Origin of the sequence: Kitasatospora putterlickiae, assembly GCF_039527695.1 — a bacterium.
GTDB lineage: Bacteria > Actinomycetota > Actinomycetes > Streptomycetales > Streptomycetaceae > Kitasatospora > Kitasatospora putterlickiae.
Map to the genome: position 1 here is coordinate 21,506 of NZ_BAAAKJ010000186.1, position 9,523 is coordinate 31,028.

Consider the following 9,523-nt stretch of genomic DNA (forward strand, 5'->3'; position numbering starts at 1 on the left):
GGCGTCGGGGAGTGGGTCAGGAGGGGCGCCACCAGGCGCGGGGGGACTCGGCGCGGTGCCAGGCGGTGGTGGACCGGCTGGTGCGGTGGGAGTCGATCTGGCGCTTTCCGGCGCGGTCCGCCTCGCGGACGGCCTTCGCGCGCCGCTGCTGGCGGGACTGGGGCGGCTTCGGGGCGCGGCTGAACATCAGCGCTGCCTGATGCGGCCGACGAGGACGAACGGCTCGCCGTCGACCACGCACATCGCGGTGAACTCGCCGGGGCAGGCGCCGCCGCTCCGGGCGTCGGTGACGACCAGGCGCGAGCACCACGACTCGCGGATCAGGCCGCTGACCACGTCCAGCGGCACGGGGTCGGCGACGCGGTACGTGATGCCGTCGCGGCGGACGGTGCCGACCAGCGGCAGGGAAGTGATCGCCTTCACCTCTGCTCACCCTCCCAGGCGGCCTTCTCGGCGAGGAAGACGCGGTGGATCGGGTCGCCGACCGGGCACGGCTGCTCGTCCTGGCACGACTCGCAGGTGGCGGTGTGCTCCGTCGCGGCCTGGAAGGCGGCCATGTAGGTGATGAACTGCGGGTCGGACACGGGCTTGGTCACGATGCCTGCTCCTCGGCGGTCGTGGTGGGGACGGCGTGCAGGGCGGGCCGGACGGCGGGGTGTTCCTTGTAGCGGGCGGCGATCCAGCCGACGGACCAGCCGGTCAGCTCCACCGCCTGGCGCTGCGGCAACCCGGCCTCGGCGGCAGCCGCGGCGACCTCCCGGGCCCGCTCCTCCGGCAGCTTCTCGGCGGCCGGGCCGACGGACAGCAACTCCGCGCGCGCCCGCTCGGCGGCCTCCCGCTCACCCCGCTCACGCTCGGCCCGAGCGGCGTGCTCACGCCGCTCACGCTCGGCCCGCACGGCGGCCTCCCGCCGGGCCTCCTCCTCGCGCGCCGCGGCCTCCCGGCGGGCGGTCTCCTCGCGCTCGTCGCGGGCCATGCTCGCGTCGTGCTCACGCTGCTCACGGGCGAGCAGGGCGTCGTGCTCACGGCGCTCACGCTCGGCCCGCTCGGCGGCCTCGAACCGGGCGATCCGCTCGGCCCGCTCCTCCCGACGCCGGGCCTCGGCCCGCTGTTCGCGCAGTTCGCGCTCGGCCCGCTCATCGGCCTCACGGGCGGCCAGCGCGGCGCCGATCGCGCGCCGGTAGGCGAGCGAGGTCTCGGCCGTGACGATCAGCAGCAGCGGCGCCACCGCGTGGACCGCCACCCCGACGCCGTCCCGGTCCAGGGCGGACAGACCCACGTTGAGCAGCACCGTCATCAGGCCGGTCATCCAGCGCAGGACCACCGGCCAGCGCCCGCCGTCGCCGTTCAGCCGGGCGAGCGTGGCGTCCATCCGCACCACGATCACCACTGCCGCGTCCACGACCAGCGGCAGAATCGGCGCCGTCCACTCCCAGCCCTTCGGGCTGTGGCCGGCCATGAGCGGGGTCACCGTGAGCACGCTGTAGAGGACCGCGCCGAACGTGATCGCCCACGTCCCCGCGGTCAGCGCCCGCTCCGCCGAGCGGATCTGCGCGGGACTCATCGAGGTCGTCATCGCGGCCCCCGATCCGCCTGCGGTGAGCGGCCCGTGAGCACGCTCACGGCGGCCGTGAGCGCGGTGAACCCGTTGCCGTTCACGCCGCCACCCGGACGGTGCTCGCCGCGCGGCGGACGACGGCTCGGCGCCGCAGCGGCACCGGCGCCGACCGCAGCAGACGCTCGGCGTAGGCGGCCAGCTCCGGGTCCTCCCGACGCAGGTCCGCGATGATGCTGGCCGCGGCGTCCATCCGTGCTTCGCGCTCGGTCTCGCTCTCACCGGGCACCCCGGTGAACAACTGGGTGAAGTCCGAGTCCACACCGAGCGCCAGCTCGGCGAACTCGTCCTCCGTCAGGGCCGTCTGCCCTGCAACAATCGACCTCACGGGTCTGCCTCTTCTCAGTTGGGGGCGGGCCCGGGGCCGCCGCGCGCCCGGCCAAGGAATGCGCGGCGGCCGCTTCATGCGGGCCCTGGCCACTCGAACGTCACGAGCAGCCACGGCCCCCGACACCCGCCCCGCAGTCATGGCTGCGAGGGGGTGTCGAGGGCCGTGGTCACTGGTGAAGCAGGGGGTTCGGTCTCAGCTGGACGCGGTGCAGCTCGCTCCGGGGAGATCGCTCCCGGAGGTCGTCGCCGGCGGAAAGGTCGGCCGCGTCGGTCTTTTGAGTCGGCTGCGTGTCCCATGTACGGCCCGCCGTCTGGAGGGCGGGCCGAGGTGTCAGGGCGTGCGCCCCTTCTCTACCGACTGGTCTCCACTCACCCCGACCGGTGTGGTCACGGACGGACTGCGGTGGTGGATCGTTCTCTTGAGTTGTTGAGTAGTGCGTTTGTGCAGCTCAGGGCAGCCCAAAGAAGGGCTGTCAGCTCGCCAGCCTCGCTATGCGAGACATGTTGAACATGTCTCTTACGATGCCGAGAAGCCGACGCTTCGTCAAGTCCCGTGCTTCGTCCGTTCGGAGATTCCGACCGTGCATCACTAGATTCGGCGCTTCGGCCCCGTCGGAACACGGCGCGCCTGGACGGCTACGCTCCGACTTCGCTACGGTCGAGTCGTCCCAGATCGTCCAAGCGCCGCAACGTCGTCCAGGGGAGGGCGCGATGGCCAACGAGAGGCTGCGAGGGGCAATCCTCGCGTCCAAGTTGACGGTTGAGCAGATTGCCGAGCGGCTAGGAACGAGCCCCCGGACGGTGGAGCGGTGGGTGGAGGCCAAGGACGGACGTCGGCCCTACCGGCGCTTCCAGTACGCGCTCGCCAACCTGCTGCAGCGAGACCTGTCGGACCTGTGGTCGGACGAGCAGACCAGCAGCGCGACGGCCGAGGCCGGCCGGGCGGAGTTGGTGACGCTCTACCCCCACCGGGCCGTCGTCCCGAAGGAGCTGTGGACCTCGCTCTACGCGAAGGCGACACGGCACTTCGACCTGGTGGTCTATGCCGGGTTCTGGCTCTCCGAGGACCCGCTGTTCTTCCGGTTGATCCGGGAGAAGGCCCAGGCCGGCGTGCCCGTACGGCTCGTGCTGGGTGACCCCGACAGTCCTGGCGTGGCGCAGAGAGGCGAGGACGAGGGGATCGGGCCAGCCATGGCAGGCAAGATCCGGAACGCGCTGGCCAACTACTCGCCGCTGTTCGGGATTCCCGGAGTCGAGTTCCGGCTTCACTCGACGACGCTCTACAACTCGCTCTACCGCGCCGACGACGACCTGCTCGTCAACGGCCACGTCTACGGGGTCGGCGCCTATCTGGCCCCGGTCCTGCACCTCTCGCAGGTGCCCGGTGGAGAGCTGTTCAGTACGTACGCGGCTAGCATCGAACGCATCTGGGAAGGTGCCCGGACCATCACCTCGCCCCAGCTCGAAAGTGAGGCCGCAGCATGAGCCGGATCGACTACTTCCACGACCCGGCCGCGCCGTCGGCGAATTCCGTCGTGCCGTCGGTCACCGCGGTGGTGACCGACGGGGCGGGACGGTTGTTGTTGATCCACAAGACCGACAACAACCTCTGGGCGCTCCCCGGGGGCGGCCACGACATCGGGGAATCCGTCGCGGAGACGGTGGTGCGCGAGGTGCGCGAGGAGACGGGGATCGACGTCGAGGTCGATTCCGTCGTGGGCCTGTACACGGACCCGGGGCACGTCATGGCGTACGACGACGGGGAGGTCCGGCAGCAGTTCTCCATCTGCTTCAGGGCCCGGCCTGTCGGCGGCGAACTGCGGACGAGTTCGGAGTCGAAGGAGGTCCGCTGGGTGGACCCGGCGGACCTCGACGACTTGGATATTCACCCGTCCATGCGGCTCCGGATCACGCACGGACTGGATGCCGCCCGAGTGCAGCCATACATCGGCTAACTGCCTGACAGCCGAGGAGCGCCGGGAACGAGCGGAGGCAGCCTGACTGAGGAACCCACGAAAGTCACAGGAAGCGGCAATCGCCCTATCGGTGTGGCTTCAGTCGAGCTCGGTGAGCGCCGCGCGGGCTTCGGTCCAGACATCTATCCAGTCCTTGCCGGCTCTCTCCGAGGCTTCGTCAATGGTGGTGACGCCGTAAGTCTCTCTCAACCATTCGAGTTCGGCCTGGTCGTAGCGCTGGGAGAAGGCTTCCCGTTCGGCTTGGCGCCGAGCATCAGCTTTCCTCTCCCGGTCGGCACGTGCGGCATCGGCTTTGACGGCCTTCGCACTTCTGCGGGTTCGGGCGGCGGCGCAGTCGACGCCGACGTAGGTGCGATGACCGAGTGGGTTGCCGGTAAGGTCGATGGTTTCGAGCTGGATGGGATGTTGGACGTCCTTCCCGCACTCGTCGCAGGTTGCTGCTCGATTCGACGTGCCCTTGATGACGTACGTCATGCTCGCCTCAGCAAGTGATCGCAGTGTCCTGCTCACCAGTTTGGCCGAGACGCCCTTTCGTCTCAACTCCCCTTCCGCCGGCTTTGCCAGGGACGACCTTGACCTGGGCCTGGAGTAGCTGACCCTCAATCCGGCGTGCTGCTGCGTCGATTGTCGGCTCGGCTCGACGGATGAACCGTCCGACGATGCTGTCGGGCCCGTACCGGCCCACGATCTCCGCGATCCGGTCGGGCGTCGTCGTCGGGGTGCCGTCCGGCGTCGTCGTCATGTCGCAGTAGATCAGCGCGTCCACCAGGTGCGGCTCCTCCAGCGGGAACTCCACCTCGAGTTCTTGCCGCAGGCCGCGCTCCTCCGCTTCGAGCAGCGCGCACGAGTGGTGAGCGACCAACCGCACGACGCGCTCGTCGACGTTCTCCGCGCGGAGGAACCGCGCACCGTCGAGCGGGTGGAATCCGGTGTCGACGATCCGCGGCGAGTAGCCGACGTCGTGCAGGACGGCGGCGGACTCCAGCAACTCGGCGTCCGGGCCGAGGATGTCGGCGAGGGTGCGCGCCTTGCCGGCCACCCCCTTGGAGTGGGACCAGCGGCGGGGGAGGTCGGTGGACAGGAGGGATTCGGCAAGCTCGTAGGCCCACACGGTTGTATCTGCTCCTCATTGATTGTGGTCAGGACTGATTGTCGGGAAGCGCTCGGACGCGTCGGCCCTTCCCGTGACGCACTTCGAGAACGCCGGCGCCCTCCAGCTGGGCGAGGGCCCGTCGAACGGTGCCCCGTGCGGCGCCAGTTATCTCGGTGAGCTCCTTCTCTGAGGGAAAGTCGGCTCCGACATCGAGCGTGCGCACCAGCGTGGTGAGCTGGTCGAGCACCGGGGGCTTGCGCTCGGCGCCCACGACAACCCACCCGGATCCGGGGCGCGAAGTGATAAGACCCCTGGTTGCGAGGGAGTCTAGGGCGCGACGGACCGTGGTCCGGCCAACGCCGTGGGCCTCCATCAGCTGAGCTTCAGAGGGAAGCAAGGTCACTGTGGAGTTCCTGCGGATCTCGGTCTCGATCGTGTCGGCGATCCTCAGGTAGGTACCGCGTGGGCTCCGCTCCGGCACTAGCCGCTCCCTTCTCTAGGCACGTACCTAGTCAGGATGAACGATCGTGGGGGTCAGCTGCCAGCTTCCATGACGGAGCCCATAGATAGAAGATGCACAAGTCACGGTGGGCCCCTGCGGCGGTTAACGTTCCCCTACCGGTTCGAGGGCGCCCACGGCGTGCCATTCCGGCGCTGGCCAGTCCCGCAAAGTGGTCAGGCGCGGGGACACCGAGGTCAGAACCTCCGGTGGATGGGGTGGGCGGATTCGCCGCTTTCCTAGCCCTCCTGGCTGAGGTCAGCGCCCAGCAAGCCTGCGGGCCGCCTGGCCAAATGCGGTCAGACGCATGATCGGGTCACGACAGTTTACGACCCCCATCAGCCCGGCTGTGACCTAGACAGGTCAACAGGCTGAACCCGCTCTCCCATGCGCACGAGAGGTCCCAGTAGCGTGCCAACTTCGGACCACCTTGCCCAGAACCCTGTGATCTTCGGGTCCGTAGTGGCAAGATACGCAGCATGGCCGAACTGGACTCGCAGCCGAAATCGATCCAATCCCTGTATGCCTGGTACAGCGAAAACAAGCTATGGGTTAATCGCCGATACCAGCGAAAGCTTGTGTGGACCCTCGAAGAAAAGCAGAAGCTGATTGAGTCCGTCCTCAAGCGATATCCGATTCCGGCCATCCTTCTTGCAGAGCGGGAGGAGGGCGGATATGAGGTAATAGACGGCCTTCAGCGACTCCATACCATTATGTCGTTCATCGAAACGGCCTTCAAGACGCTAGATGATCGATACTTCGACGTCAGTCGATTCGTGACCGCAAATACGCGTTCCGAAGAAGAGCGGGCCTTCTCTGTGAACTCTGGCGAGGTGATTTCGGCGCGAGATGTCGGGACTTTTCTCGACTATTCGATTGCGGTCTCGGTAATGAGAGGGGCGACCGACGAGGAGATCGATGATGTCTTCTCCCGGATCAACACCTACGGGCACCGACTGAGCGACCAGGAGCGTAGGCAGGCTGGCGTTCGAGATGGTTTCTCGACGCTGGTTCGAGAGCTCTCATGCGAAGTCCGAGGCGACTCCTCTGACGACACCATTCGCCTGGATAAGATGCCGTCAATCAGTGTCGACCTCCCCATGACGAAGCATGGATACGACGTCCAAGCTGAAGCCGTATTCTGGGTCGAGCAGGGAATTCTACGGTCGACCGACCTGCGGGACTCTATGGACGAGCAGTGTATCGCCGACATTGCGGCGTGCATTGTGGGAGGGAGTCTCGTAGAAAGATCGAAGACCGCCCTGGATGGCGTTTATGAAAAGGGATCTTCCGAGAACTCTAGGGTGCTCGATGCGCTCAGTTCATATGGCGCCGATAAATTTTCGGCCGAGTTTAAGTACTGCCTTGATGAGATTCAGAAGGTTTGTGCATCGGGGACTGCAAAGAAGCTCCGATCGATCATCTTCAGCAAGACCACAACTAACGCCTTTCCTGCCGTATTTGCGATTCTATGCGTAGCTTTCCATGAGCTCTTGTTTGGTGAAAATAAGAAGATCGTCGACTATGAGAGCGTAAGGAAGGCCATTACGAACCTCGACAAGAGAGTTGAGACTGGAAAGGGGTCTACGGCTCCGAGTGAGCGACGTGAAAATATTGACACCATCAAGGGGCTGATTCGTCCGCATATGGCCAGCGGTAACCATCAAGACATTTATGGTGAGCATACCGCAATGGATGTAGATAACATCATCAGGAACTCTCTAATTGAGGCTCCGCATTACGAGCTCAAGCAAGGGATTATCCGTCTTGACGATGGGCGCACTGTCGACCCTGCGGTCATGGACAAGGTCGTAAAAACCATCTGTGCTATCGCGAATAATGGAAAGAAGCGTGCGGGTACCATCCTGATCGGCGTAGCCGATAAAAAGGCAGACGCTGAGAGGATTCGCCAGCTTGACGGCATTTCGCCTCGCGAAGTCTGTGCTGGTCGATCTGTTGTCGGCGTTAAGCGGGAAGCGGTTCGGTTGGGAGAGACTACCGAACGATATTTCGCCCGCTGGAAGGATGCGATTCGCTCGTCCGGGCTTTCGCAGGGGCTGAAGGATTCGGTCCTTTCGAGCATGTCCTACTCCGACTACTATGGGCTCGGCGTCGTAATTATTAGGGTCCCCGAGATGAGTGAGGTCTCCCTCCTTGAGGGAAAGATCTATATTCGCGAGGTGGATGAAACGAAAGAGGTCGATCCAGTCGACGTCGCTCGGACGCTCGAAATTGGAAAGCGGTTCGCCTGAATGTGTCGCCGCAGTGGCGAGTGGGGCGCCCAGTGACTGGCCTGCGCCATGGCCGTGCCGGATTGGGCGGTGCGTCACGGTCTGGCGGCCTGGCGGTGCGGTGGGTCGGCCGGGCGCTGCGCATGCCAGGGCCAGCGATTCATGTCAGGTGAAGCAGATGCCGAGGCTGGGCCGCCTGTGGGCCGTCCGGGGCTGACCTTCGGTGGCCAATGGCGCCCGCCAGCGACCGCTCCGCGACCGGTTGTCAGAGGCTGAACGATCCCCTCCCGAGGTGGCATCAGTTCCTGCGCAACAAGAAACAGGAGTGGGAGGAGTACCGCTCCGAGGTGACCCCGTTCGAGCTGCGCAAGAACCTCCAGGTGCTGTAGGCGCGCCGGGGGCGGATGGAGCGTCACAACGGTCGGGCCCGGCGTCGTCCCAATGGATGACGGCGGGCCCGCCGTTTGGGTTGGCGCGGTGGGTGATGGCGGTATGTGAGGGGATTGTGACGGTGCGTTGTGGTCCGATCAGTGGGATCGATCCCCTTTCCCCTGAGAGGACCTCATGCCCTCCTCCACCGTCAGCCGCGCCGCCGGCGCCCGCCTGCTCGCCCGTCGGATCGGGATCGCGGGGGTGGCCGCCGTCGCCGTCGCGGGACAGCTGCTCTCCGCCCCGCTCGCGGACGCCCGCGGCTCGGGCCCCAACGGGCCGCTGCAGCTGCGTGCCGACACCCTCGCCGAGAATCCGCTGCCGTTCACCACGCGCTTCGAGGGCGACTTCCACGGGTCCGTCACCCGGATCAGCAACACCCTGATGACCTGCGACGAGACCCAGCCGCCGGTGGACCCGGCGCAGCCGCCGTGCGTGGACGCCCGGACGGGTGCGGGCAGCAGGCCGATCAACAACAACTACCAGATGAAGTACGTCAACATCGACCCGGGCAGCATCGGTCCGCTCGGCGACCAGATCTACTCGGCCAGCTCGGCGGACCTCGGGCTGCTTGAGGGCTCCCAGGTCAAGTACGCCCGGCTGTACTGGGGCGGCACCCGGGGCATCGGCGACACCGTGCTGCCGGAGAGCCAGATCGACGAGGTCTACCTGAAGGTCCCGGGCGAGAGCCAGTACCGGAACATCGAGAACGACCAGCCGTCCATCGGCTACATCACCACCACCGAGGAGAGCAGCTACCAGGCCTCCGCCGACATCACCGACCTGGTCAAGAGGTCCGGCAACGGCACCTACACCGTGGCCAACATGGACTCGGTGGTGAAGCCGCACAGCTGGGGCGGCTGGACGATCGTCATCGCGTACGAGAACGCGTGCAAGCCGCTGCGCCACGTGCACCTGTGGGACGGCTTCCAGGTGGAGCTGCCGGACAGCCCGCCGCGCCAGTTCGACCTCACCGGGCTGCAGACCCCGGCCACCGGGCCGGTCGCGGGCAAGCTGGGCTTCGTCGTCTACGACGGCGACCTGAAGTGGACCGGCGACACGCTGGCGGTGAAGTCCACCAACGGACCGGAGGCGGTCTTCACGGACCTCAACCACCCGTCCAACGACGCGTTCAACTCCACCATCGAGGAGCTGACCCCGGCCGACCAGTTCGTCCGCACCCCGTACTACCGCAACAACTTCGGCTACGACTCCAACCGCTGGGACATCTCGCCGTTCCTGCGCAACGGGGACACCGACCTCACCATCAAGTTCGACACCGACAAGGACGGCTACGACCTCGGCGTCTTCTACGCCTACGTCAACCTGGACGGCTCGCTGGAGGGCTGA

The 9,523-nt window shown here is 66.3% G+C and carries 12 protein-coding genes and 1 pseudogene; 5 read left to right on the top strand and 8 right to left on the bottom strand.

The features are described from left to right. Positions 1-16 precede the first annotated feature (16 nt). The 5 genes from ABD308_RS18620 to ABD308_RS18640 all read right to left on the bottom strand — a co-directional run bounded on the left by ABD308_RS18620 (position 17) and on the right by ABD308_RS18640 (position 1,943). Positions 17-187, bottom strand: coding sequence for a hypothetical protein (locus ABD308_RS18620; protein ID WP_344335879.1), 171 nt, complete (start codon positions 185-187; stop codon positions 17-19). Then, on the bottom strand, positions 187-423 hold the full coding sequence (locus ABD308_RS18625) for a hypothetical protein (protein ID WP_344335882.1): 237 nt from the start codon (positions 421-423) through the stop codon (positions 187-189). Before ABD308_RS18625 ends, ABD308_RS18620 begins: the two co-directional genes overlap by 1 nt. Continuing rightward, the gene (locus ABD308_RS18630; protein ID WP_344335885.1) at positions 420-596 is read right to left on the bottom strand and encodes a hypothetical protein; all 177 of its coding nucleotides are present in this window, start codon (positions 594-596) and stop codon (positions 420-422) included. The genes ABD308_RS18625 and ABD308_RS18630 overlap by 4 nt, the downstream gene beginning before the upstream one ends. Next, on the bottom strand, positions 593-1,564 hold the full coding sequence (locus ABD308_RS18635) for a DUF2637 domain-containing protein (RefSeq protein ID WP_344335888.1): 972 nt from the start codon (positions 1,562-1,564) through the stop codon (positions 593-595). The genes ABD308_RS18630 and ABD308_RS18635 overlap by 4 nt, the downstream gene beginning before the upstream one ends. 91 nt (positions 1,565-1,655) lie before the next feature. After that, on the bottom strand, positions 1,656-1,943 hold the full coding sequence (locus tag ABD308_RS18640; RefSeq protein ID WP_344335890.1) for a hypothetical protein: 288 nt from the start codon (positions 1,941-1,943) through the stop codon (positions 1,656-1,658). A 713-nt stretch (positions 1,944-2,656) separates the two neighbouring features. Here ABD308_RS18640 and ABD308_RS18645 point away from each other — a divergent pair. Together ABD308_RS18645 and ABD308_RS18650 are read left to right on the top strand one after the other, a co-directional pair. Then, positions 2,657-3,430, top strand: a complete 774-nt coding sequence (locus ABD308_RS18645) for a helix-turn-helix domain-containing protein (protein WP_344335893.1) — start codon at positions 2,657-2,659, stop codon at positions 3,428-3,430. Continuing rightward, entirely contained in the window at positions 3,427-3,900 is a 474-nt protein-coding gene (locus ABD308_RS18650) for an NUDIX domain-containing protein (RefSeq protein WP_344335896.1), read from the top strand. Before ABD308_RS18645 ends, ABD308_RS18650 begins: the two co-directional genes overlap by 4 nt. Before the next feature lie 99 nt (positions 3,901-3,999). Here ABD308_RS18650 and ABD308_RS18655 read toward each other — a convergent pair whose 3' ends face one another. Genes ABD308_RS18655 through ABD308_RS18665 form a run of 3 tightly spaced genes read right to left on the bottom strand, consistent with a single transcriptional unit; the run spans position 4,000 to position 5,495 of the window. Next, positions 4,000-4,395: a hypothetical protein gene (locus ABD308_RS18655; RefSeq protein ID WP_344335898.1), complete on the bottom strand. Its 396-nt coding sequence runs from the start codon at positions 4,393-4,395 to the stop codon at positions 4,000-4,002. Between the two features lie 7 nt (positions 4,396-4,402). Beyond that, on the bottom strand, positions 4,403-5,032 hold the full coding sequence (locus ABD308_RS18660; RefSeq protein WP_344335901.1) for an HD domain-containing protein: 630 nt from the start codon (positions 5,030-5,032) through the stop codon (positions 4,403-4,405). Positions 5,033-5,060: 28 nt separating this feature from the next. Then, entirely contained in the window at positions 5,061-5,495 is a 435-nt protein-coding gene (locus tag ABD308_RS18665) for a GntR family transcriptional regulator (RefSeq protein ID WP_344335904.1), read from the bottom strand. A gap of 497 nt (positions 5,496-5,992) precedes the next feature. On the opposite strand from ABD308_RS18665, the gene ABD308_RS18670 reads away from it, so the two are divergent. The 3 genes and pseudogenes from ABD308_RS18670 to ABD308_RS18675 all read left to right on the top strand — a co-directional run bounded on the left by ABD308_RS18670 (position 5,993) and on the right by ABD308_RS18675 (position 9,523). Then, the gene (locus ABD308_RS18670) at positions 5,993-7,765 is read left to right on the top strand and encodes a GmrSD restriction endonuclease domain-containing protein (protein ID WP_344335906.1); all 1,773 of its coding nucleotides are present in this window, start codon (positions 5,993-5,995) and stop codon (positions 7,763-7,765) included. A gap of 281 nt (positions 7,766-8,046) precedes the next feature. Beyond that, positions 8,047-8,133 (top strand): annotated as a pseudogene (locus ABD308_RS39725) (glutamine synthetase); the annotation flags it as partial. 175 nt (positions 8,134-8,308) lie between these two features. Then, positions 8,309-9,523, top strand: coding sequence for a hypothetical protein (locus ABD308_RS18675; protein WP_344335909.1), 1,215 nt, complete (start codon positions 8,309-8,311; stop codon positions 9,521-9,523).